Here is a 15,708-nt window from a genome sequence, read left to right on the forward strand (position 1 = left end):
CCCGAACGGCCCGCACAGCACACGCATCCCTGCAGGGATGCGTGTGCTGTGCCGGTGGATCACTGACTCCGTCTTCCGAGTCCCGGAGTTCGCTCTGGCCGCGCTCCCGGCGGTGCGGGATCACAAGTCCGGTACCCGGATAGCCACCGTCGGCGATCGTGAGATCTTGCAAACGGGGCGGCCCGGGCGCCCGTCTCGTCCCACACTTTGCAGTCGTGGCGGCTGCCGGCGAACGGTCGGCCGACCACAACGACCGGGCGGGTGTCGGCGTCGATGGCGACCTGGTGGTTGGTGGAGCACCGGTAGTTCTTCGACCGCTCGGCGATGGTGTGATCCCGGCTAGCTACTAGGGTGCCGCCCACGATGAGCACGGTGTCCCTGGCGAACCGCTTGCGGGGCTGAAGCGCGAGCATCGGCCCCCAGCTCGTCGGTGATCCGGCCCATCGCCGACTTCGACACCCGGCGCAGTGGCGCGAGCTGCCGCATCGTCAGGTTCGTCCGCCAGTAGGCCGCGACCAGCAGGGCACGGTCCGCTTGCTGTTCGTTCTCTTGGCCCCTTACGGACGGGCCGGAGGAGCCGCGCGGGCGTGCCGCAAGGGCTCGGTCCGCGATCCCTGGTAGGACGGCAGCCGTGAACTGGAATGACAGAACGGAAGCCCAGAACCGGACCCTTGCCGAGGTGGGGGCTCTGCTCGTCGAAGCCCGCCGCAAGGCCGCCGAACTCGTCCGCGCCTCGGGCGCGGACCTGTCCTCTGAGGAACGTGACTGGGTCGGCCGCCCCTGCCTGGCCGAACTGGACCCCCCGCCCACCCCGCACTTCTGCGGCTGCGGCGACTACGGCGGCTCGGGCGGCGAAGAACCCTGCCTCAACACCTGGACCGACTTCACCGGCCCGGACTTCGGCACAGGATCGCCCACCAGGACCTGCGAGCACACGGAATCCGAGCACGCCCAGATCTGACCCACCAGGAGAACGCAGATGTCCGAGTCGAAACGGAACGACAGGACCGACGCGCAGTCACGGATGCTGGCTGAGGCCGCTGCGCTGCTCATCGAAGCGCAGGACAAGGCCGCGGCGATGATCCACGAGTCGGGGTTGGAACTGAGCCCCGCGGAGCGTAATTCGCTCGAATTCAGCTGCTCCGGAGAGCTGCCGCCTCCGCCGACACCGCACTGGTGCCGCTGCCGACGCTACAGGGGCTCGGGAGGCGACGATCCCTGCCGGACGGAGTTCCCCGACCACGGCGGTGTGGGCGGAGACCAGTGGGTGAGATGCGGGCATCTCAAGGAGACCCACGGCGTGTTCTAAGTGGTTTGTCTACGGAAACGCCGACGGCTCCGGGGGCGACTTAGCGCCGGCGCCAGTGACCGGCGCGGCTCCGCTTGGCCGGCCAGCCGGTGGGCGACCTCGATGTGCTGCTGGGGGAGCTGATCGCCGCCTTCCTTGGCGCGGCCGCCGACTCGGCCGATCAACCGCCGGAGATGGTGGTCTGCTCGACGTGTCTCTCAAGCAGCGCGCAGCAGTTGCGGGATCCGCCAGCAGGGCCGGGGACATAGCCCTCCTCGCCCCGGCGACAACCGACCGGGTGGCAAGGGCGGTTCCGTCTTCAGCGACAACCACAAGGGTTCGAGGTGGGTCAGCCCCGGCCGTTCCACACCAGCGGGGCGCGGCGGATCCAGGTCTCCTCGTCGACGGCGTCGAGGAGGAAGCGGGCGAGGTCGGCCCGGTTGATCCAGCGCCCGGGGGCGGTGGTGCCGGGGGCGGCGGCGTGCAGGGGGCCGGTGGCGGGTCTGTCGGTGAGTGCGACGGCGCGGGCGAGGGTCCAGTCGGTGTCGGAGGCGCGCACGACTTGGTCGACGCCGGTGTGGTCGGTGAAGCCGGCCTTGATGTTCGACAGGTTGATGAACGCCTTCACCAGGGGGTTGAGGCAGGCCCAGTCGTCGCCGACGCCCTGTGAGGACGTCAGGGCGATCCGGCGGATGCCCTGTTCGGCCATGACGGTCAGGGTGTTGCGGGCGGCGTCGGTCATGAACATCGGCGGGCTGACCGGCTTGGCCCAGGGGTTGTCGGAGGCGCGGGCGTTGTTCAGCACGCTGATCACCGCCTCGGTGCCCTGGGCGGCCCGGCGGATGTCGTCGATGTTCGCGGGCGTGCCCTGGATCAGCTCGACACCGGCCGGAGCGTGGACGGCGGAGGGATCGCGGACCAGGGCGCGGACGCGGTGGCCGCGTTCGGCGGCCTGTGCCAGGACGTGGATGCCGGTGCGGCCACTGCCGCCGAGGACGAGCAGGTCGGTCATGGGAAGTTATCGCCTTTCGCGGGCGGAGGGCCGACAGCGCCGGCTGGGAATGGATTCGGAAGGGTCAGAAGTAGTACGGGCCGAAGCGGCCCCAGGCCACCACGACGGACAGGGCCAGCAGCACGCCGTTCATGCCGATTGCGCTGTACTCCCGGCGGCGGAGGTGGAAGGTGCCGGCCAGCGCCATCACCACCGCGAGGCCGAGTGCGGCGAGCGGTGTGAGGACCATTGCGATGCCAGCAGTAGCGGGCAGGACCAGTCCGAGTGCGGCGGCCAGCTCGACAGCCCCGATCAGCCGCACCGTGCCCGGCGTGAGGTCCTTGGCGTAGGGGAGGGTGCCGACGAGCTTGTGGATCGGCTGGGTCGTCTTCATGACGCCGGCCATCGCGAACACTGCGGCCAGCAGTCCCTGCAGTACCCACAGCAGGACGTTCATCGGACTCCTGGTTTCTGGATAACGGGGGCTGTGGGGGGATCAGCCGTCCGGGCCGCAGGCCGGGGCGTCGCCACCGGCGGGGGCGAGGGGGTGGGTGTCGTCCCAAGCGGTGCGGAGCAGGTCCAGCAGGGTGTCGCTGTCCTGGGCACCGGGGACGCCGTAGCGGCCGTCGATGACGATGAACGGGGCACCCGTCGCGCCGAGGCGCCGAGCGCGGGCCGCGTCATCGCGGACATGCTCGCGGTAGCGGTGCTGGGCGAGGGCCTGTCGGGTCTGCTCGCGCTCCAGGCCCAGGGCGTCGGTGAGGGCGAGCAGGTCGTCCAGGGAGAAGACGGGCTTGCCCTCGCCGAAGTAGGTGTCGAAGATCGCGTCCCACGCTTCACGGTTCTTGCCCTGGGCGGAGGCGTGGGCGAGGAACTCGTGGGCCAGGTCGGTGTTGCCGACCTGGTTGTCCAGCACCCGGTAGGGGCTCAGACCCTCGCCTGCGGCCAGTGCCTCGACCCGCCGGGTCGACGCCTCGGCCTGACCGCCGCCCACACCGTGCCGTCGCAGCAGAGCCTCGCGGACGGAGAAGGTGCGGTCCTCGGGGAAGCTGCTGCTGAGCGGGAACGAGTGGTGGACCACCTCCACCTCGCCCGCGTGCTCGAACCGCTCGACGGCCCGCTGCCCCGGTGATGGCCCAGCCCGCACCAGGGGCACGTCACCTCGGACCAGATGTCCGCCTTCACCACGAACCTCCAATTCTTACGACTTGTTCGTAACGCCATGGTGGACCAGTATGGAAGGCGATACAAAAGGCACATCCGTGTGCGTGCCGGAGAGGAATGTGCGTCATGGAACAGACCCGCGAAGCGAAGGCGCCCGGTGGGGCGAAGGCGGTTGGGGCGGCGGCGATCGGGCCGTGCGCGGCGATCCCCGCCGAGCACATGACCTTCATCCGCGAGGTCCTGGACCGCGTCGGCGACAAGTGGAGCCTGCTGCTGATCGCCGTCCTGGAGCCGGGCCCGCTGCGCTACACCGACCTGCAGCGCCAAATTCCCGGGATCTCCCAGCGCATGCTCACCCTCACCCTGCGCCAACTCCAGCAGGACGGCCTGATCTCCCGCACCGCCTACGCCGAAGTGCCCCCGCGCGTCGAGTACACCCTGACCCCGCTCGGCCGTGGCCTCCACGAGATCGCCACGTCCCTCGTCGGCTGGGCCGCCGCCCACCATGACGAGATCCGTGAGAACCGGGCCCGCACGACCTCAGCGCAGCCGAGTACGACTGCACGCGCCTGAGCCACCCGAGACCGTCACCGCCTGCAGCGAAACACACGGGCACCCGACTCTCCACCGGTGGCCGCGGCTGGAGGATTCCCACTGACACCGACATGGTGATCAGGGACTCGACACCTCATGACCACTCGGAGGCTGTGCCTGCCTCCGTTCAAACCCGGTCCGCGAATCCCACAGTTACGTCAGCGGCCTGAATCGGCATCAAGAGAGACACATCGCCTGAACGACGCCGCCCTGGTCCGACGCTCTGCATGTGCGACTCGGGCAGAAGGATGCTTCTGTCCGGAAGGGGCGCTCCGGAGCAAAAATCGACCGCTGTCTCGCGAGTCAGAACTGCACGACAATGCTGCGGACGCGCTAGCGCCGCGTTCGGCGTTGCCGGGTCTTCGCGGCGACGTACTGCCTCGCCAGCACCAAGAGGGTGGCTGCGATCGGAGGTCGCGCCTCCTCGTGCAGGAGTGATCCTCCTTTGCCTCGGACGGCCCGGAGTTGCAGCTCCTGTACGGAGATCAAGGCCCGGAGAAAGGGTCGGTACGGCGGCTCGACCATGGCAGGCAGCCCCCGGCACGCCCGGAGCGCGGCCTCGGCGAGATCGGCCTGTGTGCTGACCAACCGTCCCAGAGCGGGAGTGCACTTCTCCGACTTGGTGTGCAGGTCCAAGAGGGTGAGGCCGTGTCGTTCCAGTTCGTCCCGCGCGATGCCGATACGGCCCTGCTCGGCGTCCTCGGACAGGTCAGCGAGGAAGTCGGACCGCTGCCACCCTTCGATCAATGCTCGACATCCTTGATGGAAGCCCTCCTCCTGGCCGCTCTCCGGCCCCGGCGCCATCAGGGACGCGGTGAGCATCAGGGCCGGCAGTGAGTAGCTGTCGATATAGGCCTGGAAGTCGGCCTCGGTCTCGAAGCCGGTCCAGTTCGCCTCGGTTGGCGCCCCGTTCAGGAAGTCGTGCACGCGGACAGCCAGGTGCGGGTGGTGTCGGCGAACGGTGTCGGCGAGGGCCAGGAGCAAGGAGTTGTCGCAAGTGCCGGCACCAGAGGCGACGTCGAGTGCCTCTCTCACCTGTCGGTCCCACTCGCTCAGCGCCTTGCTCCGGATGTCGGGGTCCCCGGTGTCGATCCGGTCGTCGGTCTCGTGCATGAAGGCGACCATGGCGACAACGGGCGGGAGAAGCCGCGCAGGGAGCAACAGCCGGGCGGCGAGGTACTGCGGGAACGCGAATTTCCGCACCAGCTCTCGCTGTGAGTCGTAGGCGCGCCTCAAGGTCTGATCAGTGATGCCGGCCTCGGTCAGGGCGGCGGTCCAACGGGGCACTGTTCTCCTTGAGTTGATCGTCCTGGGACGGACTCGACGACGCCTGGCGAAACGCAGCGGCTGAAGGGCGGGTCCAACGGACCCCCGGCCGCCGACGCCGGCCAAGCTCATTGCCACAGCATGGAACTCACTCCCCTGACCAGTCAAAACTCTGCAGTAGCTCTAGCAGTCGGCACGAGAAGGATCGGGCCTGCCGCAAGCCCGGTAGCTGACCCGTGCCTCATGGTCCTGCGCTCTACGGAGCGCATTACGGCACCCCAGCCACGCTCACCCCATTCAGGCCGTTTCGCACCCTCGGCACCCCGGGTTCCTCGGCCACACCGGCAACCGGCCGAAAGCACCAAAGGCTGCTCACCTCCCCAACTGCGAAGACTGCCCCGCCGATCAAGCCACTGATTGAATGGGCAATTTGGTCTGAATTGCAGCGGTGAGGCCGGTTCATTCTTGTCCGCCCTGAAAGGGAGGTAATAGGACGGGTACTTCGAAGCCTTCAGCACCACCGAGAGAAGGGAGACACACCATGCGACGAATGGCACGCTGGGCACTGTCAGGAGCTCTGCTCACCGCAGCCGTAGCGGGACCCCTGAGCACACCCGCGCACAGCGCCCCCGCCTCGCTGTACGCCCCCTCGGCCCTGGTCTTCACCACGGGCCACGGCGAGACGGCCATGACCGCGACACCGGAGCGCGCGGTGACCCTGAACTGCGCCTACACCACCTCGGGGACGCACCCCGACCCGCGGCAGGCCTGTGCGGAATTGGATCGCGTGAACGGGGACCTCGGACGCCTGGCCACACTCCGCGGAAACGAGGCGGGGCGGCCCTGCACGAAGGAGTACCGGCCCGTCGTCGTCACCATCCAAGGTGCATGGCGAGGGACCCGCGTGAATTACGAGCACACGTTCGCCAATTCATGCATCAAGGAAACTCAGGGAGCGGCGGCATTCGCCTTCTGAGCGTGACGGCCCCGTAGACCCCTATCGGGCGGGACCTGGTGGCCGGCCGCTATCGCCAGGCGCAGCCTCTGCGCCAGGCGACGGAACCGGCCACAAGGTCCCCTCGCTCGCTCCTGCGTCACAGCTCGACCGGCGCCATGCGACACAAACCCCCACACCGGCCGCGCAGTCCGAATACCTCGGCGACGCCCCTTCCGGCGGCGGATCTGTCGCCATGATCGTCGGCACACTGGTGGATGCAGACCACGCTCCAGCCACCGGCCGCACCACCACGCGGTCCGGGCCAGCCCCACTCCGACCGAAGGAGCCGTTCGACACGCGAAGCCAACATCCGCATGAAGGCGGCCCGGCCGCGCGACGCGCAACCGCCACGACAGGGACAGCGGCGGACCAGTCCCACCACTCCCGTGCAGAATTGCTGCCCCCTACAGCCCTCACTTGCCCTGGCTATCGATTTTCGATAGATTCCCATCGCGATTCGATGGAAGGGTGAGGTATGGGAAAGTTGACCGTGCGTGCACTGCGCGCCGTACTCGTGATCGTGCTCGCCGGCACCGCGGGCTTGCAGGTACTGATGCTCTGGACACTGATCAGCGGCAACGACCCCGAGGACGGGACTCTCCCGCTGACCGCACTGCGCCTGATCACGATTTTCGGCATGGTGTCGGTCCAGGTCGCCCTGGTCTGCGTATGGCGGCTGGTGACGATGGTGCGACGCAGAACCGTGTTCTCCCACGCCGCCTTCCGGTACGTGGACGGCGTGATCGGCGCGATCGTGACCGCTGCCCTCCTGTGGTTCACCGTCACGGCCATCAACGCTCCGAGCCAACGGGACGACCCGGGCGTCACCGTCATCATGGGCGGGGTCGGCCTGGCCATCCTGGGAGTCGCCCTCATCGTGCTCGTACTGCGGATGCTGCTCGCCCAAGCCGTCGACCGTGACGTCGAAGCCACCCAGATGCAGGCCGAGTTGGACGAGGTGATCTGATGCCGATCGCCGTCGACATCGACGTCATGCTCGCCAAACGGAAGATGTCCGTGGGTGAACTCGCCGAACGCGTGGGGATCACTCCCGCCAACCTCGCCGTACTCAAGAATGGCCGCGCCAAAGCCGTACGCTTCACCACACTCGCCGCGCTCTGCGAAGTCCTCGAATGTCAGCCCGGGGACCTGCTGCGCTGGGAGACGGAGAACACCGCAGCCTTGTGACAGGAGCGCACACCACTCCGGCGGGCGATGGATGCCGTCCAGGCTCAGTTCCGGGTGGCAGCCGCCACGAAGGCGCAGCAAGGCGGCATGAGCGGGGATTCATTTCCGCCGGGTGGCCGCAACGGCCGTTGCCAGGGAAGGGCTGCCGAGCCTCGGGAGGTCGAAGCAGCCCTTCCCTTTCCTTTGCCCCGCCGGCCGTCGGCGTGACGGGCTCGTGGCGCGTGCGGGCCATCAGGAAACGCGGCGGCTCGAGTCCTGAGATACCGCAGGACCGGTCGCTTCGACTGCGGCGCACGGCCGTGGTGCGATGGAAGTGGGGGCGGAAAGGAGAACGATCATGCCCGCAGCGAAGCGACCGAGTGTCGCCACCTCGGTGTCGGTCCGCCCGCTGGTCGAGTCGGACCTGGATCGGGCCGACGAGATCTTCCGGGTCGCCTTCGGGACCTTCCTCGGTATCCCTGAGCCGGCGACGTTCTTCGAGACCGCCGACTACGTCCGCACGCGCTGGGCGGCAGATCCACACGCGGCCTTCGCGGCGACCGTCGACGGCGACGTCGTCGGATCGAACTTCGCCGCGAACTGGGGCAGCGTCGGGTACTTCGGTCCGCTGACCGTGCATCCGGACCTGTGGGACCAGGGCATCGGCAGGCGGCTCATGGACCCGGTCATGGCATGCTTCGACACCTGGCAGAACCGCCACCTCGGCCTGTTCACCTTCTCGCACAGTCCCAAGCACCTCGAGCTCTACCGCCGGTACGGTTTCTGGCCCCGCTTCCTGACAGCCATCATGAAGAAGCGGGTCGCCGCCAGTGCCGCAGTCCCCGGCCGAGTGCTGTACAGCGAGATCACCGCCGGCGAGCGGCCCGACGCACTGAGGCTCAGTCGCGCGCTGACGGGGACCGTGTACGAGGGCCTGAGCTTGGAGCGCGAGATCACGGCCACCCAGGCGCAAGGGCTCGGTGACACCATCCTCCTCAAGGGCGACGACGCCGACCTCGACGGTCTGGCTGTCTGCCACTGCGGAGCGGGGTCGGAGGCCGGTGAGGACGTCTGCTTCGTCAAATTCGGTGCCGTACGCCCCGGCCCGGGCGCCGCCGACCGGTTCGAACGTCTACTGACCGCCTGCGAACAGTTGGCCGCCGAGAAGGGACTGGAGCACCTGGATGCCGGAATGAACCTGGCCCGCCAGGATGCCTACCGGCGCATGATCGACCGCGGTTTCCGTACCTGGCTTCAAGGCGTGACCATGCACAGCCCCAGCGAACCTGGCTACAGCCACCCGGACGCCTACGTGATCGACGACTGGCGATGAGTCCACCGTCAAACCGGACCTTCGTGAAGAATCAATGATGCCGTCAGGAAAGGACTGACACATCCGAACCGATCGACACCGGAAGGTGGTTTCGCCCGTACGGTCTGCCGTGGCCCTGTTGCGGCCGGGGACCGGCACAGCATCCAGGAGGGGAAAGGGACCCGGCACAGCTACCGGGCCCCTCTTCCCGCGGTGCGATCTGAGAGGCCTCGCCGCAGATCGATCAGAAGGCCAGGCTCCAGGCGGACGCGAGGAGCCGCTGACTGCGGACCTCAGGCGTTGAGCGCTTGGTCAAGGGTTTCGTAGCAATCGATGACGGTGTCGAGGCCGACGAGCTGCAGGGCGCGCTTGGCAGCGCCCGTGGGTCCGGCCAGGCGCAACCAGCCGCCGGCCGTGCTGTGGGTGCGGTAGGCGGCGAGGAGGACGTTGATGCCACTGGAGTCCATGAACGTGACCTGGTGCATGTCGACGACCACACGCGCAGGCCCAGGGGTGGAGGGTTCGAGGTTCTGCTGGAGCTCTTCGCAGGTGTCGTAGTCGATCTCCCCGGCTACGGTGAGCACGCGAATGCCGTCGCTGACGGTCGCGTCGACGGACAGCCGTCCCGGCAGCCCAGCTCGTTCGCTGTGTTTTTCTCGTCCGTCAGTCATGCTGGTGATCCTGGCACACCCGGCCGCTCGCCCGTAGAGGCGAGCCACTGGATGGCCGGTGCAACAAGAACAAGGAGTGCCTGACCGGTTGCCGGGGCGGGCGTCGGAGTCCAAGACGGGGAATGGGGACACACCGCGATGGGACCAGAGGCGAGAGGAAACGACACTGCGGCGGCAGGCTGTCGTGCCTGGCAGACTTCCCTGGCCTTGGAGGGGACCGGCACCAGCATCGCCCAAGCCCGCCTCCGGGCCACGGAGTTCCTCACCCACGCGCAGGACCAGTACGGCCTGCCGGTCTCACAACAGGTCCTGGAGATCACCCAGTTGGTGGTGAGTGAGCTGGTCACCAATGCCCGCAAGTACGCGCCCGGGCCGGTATTGATGGAGCTGCGCATCACCGCTCACGCCATCGACATCGTGGTGTGGGACAGCGACCCCACCTTCCCCGCCGCTCGGGCCGCGGATCCCGGCAGGATCGGCGAGCACGGCCTGGAGATCGTCCAGGCCGTGACCCAGGACCTGTCCATGGACCCCGAGCCGGTCGGCAAACGCATTACCGCCCGCATCGCGCTCCGCGAGAACTGCGACGCGTCCGGACGCGACCTTCAGTAGAAGGCTCGTTGCTCTCTGCGGTTCCTGACCTTGGTGACCGGTGGGCCTCTCCGACCTGACGACCGCGGCTGACAGCACGGCCAAGCGACCGCTCAGGCGACGAAAGGCCAGGTCACAGCCGGGGACGCTCCTGCTCAGGATGCGACGGGACCCAAGGGCTGCCACCGTATGGGTGAACCGGAGGCCGTCCACTCGGGAGGATGCAGGGAGGAAGCCATGCTGACGGCAAGCCCCTCACTCCTGCGGGAGCTCATCGAACGGTGCGAGACACTCCAGCGCCGGTTAGCGACCCAGCACACCGCCGACATCGCCCGCCAGCTCGACAACGCGACCTACACACTGTGTGTGATCACAGGCACCCGCCAGCTGGACACGGCACTGTTCGTCGCCCGCCGGCAGGTGGCCGAAGCCATGCGAAGACAGCAGCCGCTGCGCCGCTGAAAACACCATCCACCCGTTGCCCTGGGCGCTGGGGCAACGGGGCCCCAAAAAGGCCGACCCTGCTGGCGCCGAGCACACGGCAGGGTCCGGCCTATCGACCTGCAGGCACTGGCTTTACGCCACATCTACGCGCGTGGACGTAACGTTGATATTAACCGAGCGCTGTTAGCGATCTAGCGGCCACGCAAGACAGGGCCAGCGAAGTGAGATCGGATCATGGACGAAACAACATGCCGGCGCCTGGTCGCCCGTGAGGTGGAGATGCCCGGCGGCGAGCGGGAGTGGATGCACGGCGTCGTATGCGGCAAACCATCGCTGGTGCACTGGGCCGGCCACGACGCTTGCGCCGATCACGTCCCGATGGCCTGGCCCCTGCCCTGACCCGACACAAGGGACCAGGACACGTCGGCCAACCTGGCGCCCCCGGGCTGCCGCGGCTGGCCAGGAGGCACCTCGCTCCCCCGCGGCGCATGGCCGACCAGCCCGCCGGACAGTGGCCCATGCAGGTTCAGCCCCCGTGAACGGCACTGGGTCTGTTGCGAAAGTGCTGGTCAGAGCCATTCGTTGATGGCCGCGACGAGCACGGTCGCTTCGTAGCGGACGGCCAGTTTGTCGTACCTCGTGGCTACTGCGCGGTGCCTCTTGAGGCGGTTGATACCGCACTCGACGGCGTGTCGTTGTTTGTAGTCTTCCTTGTCGAACTTCGGTGGTCTGCCGCCGCGGGAGCCGAGGTCTTTGCGGTTGCGGATCTGGTCCGCCTTCTGCGGGATGGTGCAGCGATCCCGCGCTTCCGCATGTAGGCGCGGTTCGCGCGGGAACCGTAAGCCTTGTCGCCCCGGACCTTGCCGGGTCTCGTGCGCGGCCGGCCGGGTCCTTGGCGGGGCACTCGAATCTTCTCCAGGACCAGCCGGAAGTAGGGACTGTCGTGCCGGTGGCCGGCGGTGATGTTCAGGGACAGGGCTTTTTGGCCCTGCTCGGTGGCCAGGTGGATTTTCGTGGTCAGGCCGCCGCGGGAGCGTCCGAGTCCGTGGTCGTCGGGTTCGGCTGTGTTGCCGCCGGGCGGTTCCTTTTGCAGCTCCCCTTTTACGTGCTCCCGCGGCGTGCTGGTGGGCACGGCGGACGGTGGAATCCACGCTGACGTCCCAGGTGATCAGGCCTTTCGCATCGGCGTCAGCCTGCACCTGCTCCAGGATCCGGTGGCAGGCGCCGTTGCGCTGCCACCTGCGGACGAGGTCGTAGATCCGGTCCCACGGTCCGTACCGCTCGGGCACATCCCGCCACGGCGTCCCTGCCCACGTCCGCCACCGAATCCCGTCTATCAGCTGCCGCCTGGACCAGCTCGGAGGTCTCCCCGGCTCCCTCCCCTTGGGCAGCAGAGGCTCAAGCCGGACCCATTGCGCATCTGCCAGATCTCCACGCATCACAACGCGTGATCATCACCGATCAAGATCCCCTTTGCGACACGCCCTCTGGCGCAAAACCGGCATAAATGGGTCATTGCGGACACCGGGTCCGTTGGGCATAATCCGCGTGTCAGGTTCGAGTCCTGCCTCCGGCCGTCGGCACGATCGAACATGCGATACCGCTAGCCGTCCCGGCTCGCTACGTTCGTGTCCCCCTCCCGCAACGCGAAGTGGCACCGGAGACCACGAAAGTGCAACCGCCGGCCCCAACACCTCAACCAAGGAAGAGAGCTGACCAGGGTGCTGAGCAATGGTGGGCACTGGGCCATGTTGAGGACTGCTGCTATCGCGGGGGCGTTGCTCGTCGCCGGCTTCGCAGTCGCCTCGTGCAACGGCAACGGCAACGGCAACGGCAACGGCAGCAAGGCTGACGCAAACGGCAAGGTCACGGTCGTCTACGAGGCCAACACCATCAAGCCGGAGGACCGGCAGGCCGTAACGGTGATCCGGAAGTCCCGTGTGCTCGAGCAGGCCGCCGACTGGGTGAACAAGTCGGTCGCCCTCCCGCATGACCTGGTCGTGAAAGTCACCGACAAGGTCCCACCGGGGGTTACGGATGCGGTCACCCAGCCCGACGGCAGGACGATTTTCGTGCCCCCGCCGTTCCTGACTCAGATCCAAGAGGCCCTCAGTAATGTGGTCAAGACCGTCAAGCGTCCCGCCCTGTTCCCCCAGTCCAGCTACAACGCCGACGACCTGACCGCGTTGTCGACCCAGTTCATCTTCGGTCACGAGATGGGCCATGCTCTGCAACGTCAGCTTCTACTTCCGAACCTCGGCCTTGAGGAGGACGCCGCCGACGGTTTCGCGTCGTTCTACACCGTCAACGAGGTTGGTCCGGGTCCGTCGTTGGCAGCCGCCATCCTTTTCGACGAGATCGCCCGCAAGGAAGGCAAGCTGACGCTGGAAGGGCTCTCGAGCGATCACCCCGTCACCCAGCAACGGGTCTTCAACTTCCTTTGCTACCTGGAGGGGAGCGACCAGAAAAGGTTCTACGAGTCCCTGGTCGGTGCGGGCTACCTGCCGAAAACCCGCGCCCCGTTGTGTCCGCAAGCATGGGCGATGCTGAACTACGGCTGGTGGAGCCAACTCCAGCCACATTTCAGCAGGGAATTCAAGGACCAGGGCGACAAGGCACAGGAGAGTGCACGCGACCAGCTGATCGCGGAGACGAAGGCCTTCGAGGAGAATCTCGACGAGATCCGCAGTGGGCAATGAGCCTTGGGCAGCAGAGACACAAGCCGGCCACGGTGCATCCGTCAGACCTCCACGCACCACAACGCGTGATCATGACCGATCGAGATCCACTTTCGGCAGCGTGCGCTCGAGGTACCGGACGTCCAGGGCACGTACTCGGTTCCTGAGCTCGGCCAGTAGCCTGGATGGCAGTTGCCGCAAGACTTCCTCAAGTACGTCGCGGGCGTGTCGAACGTCCTCGAAGGAACACCCACGGCATGAACACCCCGTTTCCTGCGGATACAGGGGTCGTCTGCCCGGTGGCTCCAGGAACGCTCCATATCGCCTCAGCGCGCGGTCGGTGGCACCGGGGTAGAGGTAATAGTCGTCCGAGAGTCGCTCCACCCGGTCAATCGCAACGCTGGTTCGCGACGAGAGACCGTGGATGCGGTCGGGAGGCAGACTCCAAGGAACTCGAGGAGATCGTTCAGCGCGTAGCGCGCCAGGCCGTCTACGCGGCATTGGCCTTTCGGGACAAGGTCATTTGCATCATCATGCCAGCATCTGCTGCCCGATGAAGGCGAGAAATGCGCGTACGAGATCGGGGCCCATCGCGCCGCGCTTCCATCCCCTTCCTGCCCAGGAGCGGCCGGCCACCCTTCACGCGACGCCGCACCGCTCACCAAGCCCGAAATGCGAGTTGTGTGAGAACCGCGGGGTAGGGAACTCGGCCGAAATGCCTGTTGCTCACGCTGACCCAGTACGAGCCCGCGGCTGCGACGTGTGCCGTGGCTGGGGAAGTGTGATCAGTGCCCGGGGCAAGTACGAACTGTGCCCGCAGTGCCAGACAGGCACGGACGAGGATGCGATGTTCCGGGCGCAACAAAAGCGGCCTGCCTCGCACTGAGAACGCGTCGCGACGCCCCACCACTCGCCAGGAGGGCCCGAAGCCCGGCCAGCCCAGGCACTCACTTCGCCCTGCGGCAGGCCGAGCCGTCCTTGCGTCCCCGCAGAGATCGCCCCGGACATCGACTGTCTAGACGCGAGAGCGCGCGGACCCAGGCAAAGTACTCCCGTCCAGAGGGGTCCGAACAGGAGCATGGCTGGGACAGTGGAAGGAAGCGGCCGCGCCGCGCCTGAGGTCGGCGCTCGCCAGCAAGCCTCCCGCGCGAGGACACACGCTTCCCCCGGCGTGACGGCCTCGCGCGGGCTCCTGGCGGCCGAGGACCGCGGGCACGCCGGCAGATCTCCGGTGCGACCTGGCCAACCCTCCGGCCGGGACACGCCAAGGCCAAGAACGACGGATGCTCAGTAACGCTGGGCCTTGGCCAGCCGGGGCGTTAGTTCGGCATCCTGAGGCTGTCGGCTGAAGGCAATGGGCTGCTCCATCTTGCCCGGCTCGAGATCCTCCGCACCCACGAATCTCGTCTCCACTACTTTGCCACTGCTGTCTTCGAAATCGACCTGTGCCGCGTACGAAGCCGTGGTGTCGGTCTTGTTGGTGATCGTGACAAGGACGGCGAGCAGACCACTGGTCTCGTTCCTGGGCAGGCCCTTCATGCCGACCTCCGATAGGGCGTTCCCACGTCCCTGGACGTTCTTCAGCTCCTTCTCGGCCGCACTGCTGGCGCGGGCGGCCTCCGCCTCGACGGAGGCTTCGAACTCCGAGGCGCGGGCCGATGCGGAGGATGCGGCTGCCGAAGCGGAAGCGTGCGCGGAGGCGATCGCTGAAGCTGCACGTGAGGCCAGCGCAGATGGCGGCACTCCGGAGAACGACGCAGCATCGGGACTACTGGGCGTGGGCTGGGGCGACGGGCCGGCGTCCTGGTCGCTGTCGCTGTCGCTGCAGCCAACGAGTACGCAGGCACCCAGGGTCAGACCGAGTGTGGCGATGATCGCGCGGTGACGGGACGCGATGGTCCGGCCGGCGGGCCTTCGGGGCATCTACCTATCCTTTGCGCCTTGCCTTGTCAGTCGTGTCCATGGTCCGCGTCGAGTTCAAGATCCGCGAGTTGGCTGTGGGCCGTTCGGACGGACGCCCCTGGTGGGGAGTAGTTCATGGGCGCAGTCAGCTGTGGACGACCAGGCGCAGGTTGTCGTCATGCCCGGAGCGTTCGGCAGGGCGACGCGACGTGTTCCACCTTCGGGCACCGGAGGAAGGAGGTGTCAGCACACCGCGCGGGCCATCTGGTCGCGGCCGCGCGGCCGTTGCAGAGGCGGATCGCGCCGTCGCGCAGGGCGGCCACTGGGCGAGCATGCGGCAGAGGGCCCGGTGATCCTTCGCCCCGCGAATGCCGGACGCTCGTAGCGGGTCGCCTCCCCACCGGATCAGGGTCTTGGGCAGTGTCGTTGTCGCGGGCTGGCCTGCGCGATGCTCGGGCGGCTCCTTGGCGGGGCGATCCCTCGCCGAGCCGCACGCGTCGTGGTGGTGCTGACGTGGACGGGCTTGAGCGGCGTCAACCTCGTCGTCGAGGCGGACCGGCCTCGCCGCAGGCCGAGACGGCGTACTCCTGTTGATGACTGCCGGCTTCAGCTCGCTCTCGGCACAGTCCCCCGTACCTACAAG

At 67.5% G+C, this 15,708-nt stretch carries 17 protein-coding genes and 2 pseudogenes; 11 read left to right on the forward strand and 8 right to left on the reverse strand.

Annotation, left to right across the window (positions count from 1 at the left end):
- Nucleotides 1–79: 79 nt before the first annotated feature.
- Nucleotides 80–531: pseudogene (locus ACGFW6_RS06350) on the reverse strand (transposase family protein); the annotation flags it as partial.
- Between the two features lie 100 nt (nt 532–631).
- Here ACGFW6_RS06350 and ACGFW6_RS06355 point away from each other — a divergent pair.
- Nucleotides 632–961 carry a DUF6422 family protein gene (locus ACGFW6_RS06355; RefSeq protein WP_393505288.1) on the forward strand — a complete coding sequence of 110 codons (330 nt, stop codon included), beginning with the start codon at nt 632–634 and terminating at the stop codon, nt 959–961.
- Between the two features lie 18 nt (nt 962–979).
- Nucleotides 980–1,309 carry a DUF6422 family protein gene (locus ACGFW6_RS06360; protein WP_393505290.1) on the forward strand — a complete coding sequence of 110 codons (330 nt, stop codon included), beginning with the start codon at nt 980–982 and terminating at the stop codon, nt 1,307–1,309.
- A 328-nt stretch (nt 1,310–1,637) separates the two neighbouring features.
- Here ACGFW6_RS06360 and ACGFW6_RS06365 read toward each other — a convergent pair whose 3' ends face one another.
- The 3 genes from ACGFW6_RS06365 to ACGFW6_RS06375 all read right to left on the reverse strand — a co-directional run bounded on the left by ACGFW6_RS06365 (nt 1,638) and on the right by ACGFW6_RS06375 (nt 3,426).
- A complete protein-coding gene (locus tag ACGFW6_RS06365) occupies nt 1,638–2,300 on the reverse strand; it encodes an NAD(P)-dependent oxidoreductase (protein ID WP_393505292.1) in 663 nt (220 codons plus the stop codon).
- A 64-nt stretch (nt 2,301–2,364) separates the two neighbouring features.
- Nucleotides 2,365–2,736: a DoxX family protein gene (locus ACGFW6_RS06370; protein ID WP_393505294.1), complete on the reverse strand. Its 372-nt coding sequence runs from the start codon at nt 2,734–2,736 to the stop codon at nt 2,365–2,367.
- A 39-nt stretch (nt 2,737–2,775) separates the two neighbouring features.
- Nucleotides 2,776–3,426, reverse strand: a complete 651-nt coding sequence (locus ACGFW6_RS06375) for a DsbA family protein (protein WP_393505295.1) — start codon at nt 3,424–3,426, stop codon at nt 2,776–2,778.
- A gap of 143 nt (nt 3,427–3,569) precedes the next feature.
- On the opposite strand from ACGFW6_RS06375, the gene ACGFW6_RS06380 reads away from it, so the two are divergent.
- Complete coding sequence (locus ACGFW6_RS06380) at nt 3,570–4,016, forward strand: winged helix-turn-helix transcriptional regulator (RefSeq protein WP_393505297.1); 447 nt, start codon at nt 3,570–3,572, stop codon at nt 4,014–4,016.
- 354 nt (nt 4,017–4,370) lie between these two features.
- On the opposite strand, the gene ACGFW6_RS06385 is transcribed toward ACGFW6_RS06380, so the two are convergent.
- Entirely contained in the window at nt 4,371–5,324 is a 954-nt protein-coding gene (locus tag ACGFW6_RS06385) for a phytoene/squalene synthase family protein (RefSeq protein WP_393505299.1), read from the reverse strand.
- 520 nt (nt 5,325–5,844) lie between these two features.
- Here ACGFW6_RS06385 and ACGFW6_RS06390 point away from each other — a divergent pair.
- The 4 genes from ACGFW6_RS06390 (at nt 5,845) to ACGFW6_RS06405 (ending at nt 8,800) form a co-directional block, all read left to right on the forward strand.
- The gene (locus tag ACGFW6_RS06390) at nt 5,845–6,279 is read left to right on the forward strand and encodes a subtilase-type protease inhibitor (protein WP_393505301.1); all 435 of its coding nucleotides are present in this window, start codon (nt 5,845–5,847) and stop codon (nt 6,277–6,279) included.
- A gap of 496 nt (nt 6,280–6,775) precedes the next feature.
- Entirely contained in the window at nt 6,776–7,267 is a 492-nt protein-coding gene (locus tag ACGFW6_RS06395) for a DUF2975 domain-containing protein (RefSeq protein WP_393505303.1), read from the forward strand.
- Nucleotides 7,267–7,488, forward strand: a complete 222-nt coding sequence (locus tag ACGFW6_RS06400) for a helix-turn-helix domain-containing protein (RefSeq protein WP_393505305.1) — start codon at nt 7,267–7,269, stop codon at nt 7,486–7,488. Before ACGFW6_RS06395 ends, ACGFW6_RS06400 begins: the two co-directional genes overlap by 1 nt.
- Before the next feature lie 337 nt (nt 7,489–7,825).
- Nucleotides 7,826–8,800, forward strand: a complete 975-nt coding sequence (locus ACGFW6_RS06405; RefSeq protein WP_393505307.1) for a GNAT family N-acetyltransferase — start codon at nt 7,826–7,828, stop codon at nt 8,798–8,800.
- A gap of 272 nt (nt 8,801–9,072) precedes the next feature.
- Here ACGFW6_RS06405 and ACGFW6_RS06410 read toward each other — a convergent pair whose 3' ends face one another.
- Complete coding sequence (locus ACGFW6_RS06410) at nt 9,073–9,450, reverse strand: STAS domain-containing protein (protein ID WP_393505309.1); 378 nt, start codon at nt 9,448–9,450, stop codon at nt 9,073–9,075.
- Nucleotides 9,451–9,588: 138 nt separating this feature from the next.
- On the opposite strand from ACGFW6_RS06410, the gene ACGFW6_RS06415 reads away from it, so the two are divergent.
- The 3 genes from ACGFW6_RS06415 to ACGFW6_RS06425 all read left to right on the forward strand — a co-directional run bounded on the left by ACGFW6_RS06415 (nt 9,589) and on the right by ACGFW6_RS06425 (nt 10,884).
- Nucleotides 9,589–10,062: an ATP-binding protein gene (locus tag ACGFW6_RS06415; RefSeq protein WP_393505311.1), complete on the forward strand. Its 474-nt coding sequence runs from the start codon at nt 9,589–9,591 to the stop codon at nt 10,060–10,062.
- Nucleotides 10,063–10,278: 216 nt separating this feature from the next.
- On the forward strand, nt 10,279–10,503 hold the full coding sequence (locus ACGFW6_RS06420; protein ID WP_393505313.1) for a DUF5133 domain-containing protein: 225 nt from the start codon (nt 10,279–10,281) through the stop codon (nt 10,501–10,503).
- 216 nt (nt 10,504–10,719) lie between these two features.
- Nucleotides 10,720–10,884, forward strand: coding sequence for a hypothetical protein (locus ACGFW6_RS06425; RefSeq protein ID WP_393505315.1), 165 nt, complete (start codon nt 10,720–10,722; stop codon nt 10,882–10,884).
- Between the two features lie 170 nt (nt 10,885–11,054).
- On the opposite strand, the pseudogene ACGFW6_RS06430 reads toward ACGFW6_RS06425, so the two are convergent.
- Nucleotides 11,055–11,927: pseudogene (locus tag ACGFW6_RS06430) on the reverse strand (IS5 family transposase).
- Between the two features lie 279 nt (nt 11,928–12,206).
- Between ACGFW6_RS06430 and ACGFW6_RS06435 the strand changes: the two are divergent.
- Nucleotides 12,207–13,184 (forward strand): DUF4344 domain-containing metallopeptidase, encoded by a 978-nt coding sequence (locus tag ACGFW6_RS06435; protein ID WP_393505317.1) that lies wholly within the window; start codon nt 12,207–12,209, stop codon nt 13,182–13,184.
- A gap of 1,266 nt (nt 13,185–14,450) precedes the next feature.
- On the opposite strand, the gene ACGFW6_RS06440 is transcribed toward ACGFW6_RS06435, so the two are convergent.
- Nucleotides 14,451–15,086, reverse strand: a complete 636-nt coding sequence (locus tag ACGFW6_RS06440) for a hypothetical protein (protein ID WP_393505319.1) — start codon at nt 15,084–15,086, stop codon at nt 14,451–14,453.
- Nucleotides 15,087–15,708 lie beyond the last annotated feature (622 nt).

The sequence above is a fragment of the Streptomyces sp. Y7 genome (genome assembly GCF_043195415.1).
In the GTDB taxonomy this organism is placed as follows: Bacteria; Actinomycetota; Actinomycetes; order Streptomycetales; family Streptomycetaceae; genus Streptomyces.

Excerpts from the sequence above, each read along its gene's own strand:
- ACGFW6_RS06365 (WP_393505292.1), bottom strand. The coding sequence starts at position 2,300 with ATGACCGACCTGCTCGTCCTCGGCGGCAGTGGCCGCACCGGCATCCAC.
- ACGFW6_RS06415 (WP_393505311.1), top strand. The coding sequence starts at position 9,589 with ATGGGACCAGAGGCGAGAGGAAACGACACTGCGGCGGCAGGCTGTCGT.
- ACGFW6_RS06400 (WP_393505305.1), top strand. The coding sequence starts at position 7,267 with ATGCCGATCGCCGTCGACATCGACGTCATGCTCGCCAAACGGAAGATG.
- ACGFW6_RS06360 (WP_393505290.1), top strand. The coding sequence starts at position 980 with ATGTCCGAGTCGAAACGGAACGACAGGACCGACGCGCAGTCACGGATG.
- ACGFW6_RS06410 (WP_393505309.1), bottom strand. The coding sequence starts at position 9,450 with ATGACTGACGGACGAGAAAAACACAGCGAACGAGCTGGGCTGCCGGGA.
- ACGFW6_RS06425 (WP_393505315.1), top strand. The coding sequence starts at position 10,720 with ATGGACGAAACAACATGCCGGCGCCTGGTCGCCCGTGAGGTGGAGATG.
- ACGFW6_RS06380 (WP_393505297.1), top strand. The coding sequence starts at position 3,570 with ATGGAACAGACCCGCGAAGCGAAGGCGCCCGGTGGGGCGAAGGCGGTT.
- ACGFW6_RS06390 (WP_393505301.1), top strand. The coding sequence starts at position 5,845 with ATGCGACGAATGGCACGCTGGGCACTGTCAGGAGCTCTGCTCACCGCA.
- ACGFW6_RS06440 (WP_393505319.1), bottom strand. The coding sequence starts at position 15,086 with ATGCCCCGAAGGCCCGCCGGCCGGACCATCGCGTCCCGTCACCGCGCG.
- ACGFW6_RS06370 (WP_393505294.1), bottom strand. The coding sequence starts at position 2,736 with ATGAACGTCCTGCTGTGGGTACTGCAGGGACTGCTGGCCGCAGTGTTC.
- ACGFW6_RS06420 (WP_393505313.1), top strand. The coding sequence starts at position 10,279 with ATGCTGACGGCAAGCCCCTCACTCCTGCGGGAGCTCATCGAACGGTGC.
- ACGFW6_RS06405 (WP_393505307.1), top strand. The coding sequence starts at position 7,826 with ATGCCCGCAGCGAAGCGACCGAGTGTCGCCACCTCGGTGTCGGTCCGC.
- ACGFW6_RS06395 (WP_393505303.1), top strand. The coding sequence starts at position 6,776 with ATGGGAAAGTTGACCGTGCGTGCACTGCGCGCCGTACTCGTGATCGTG.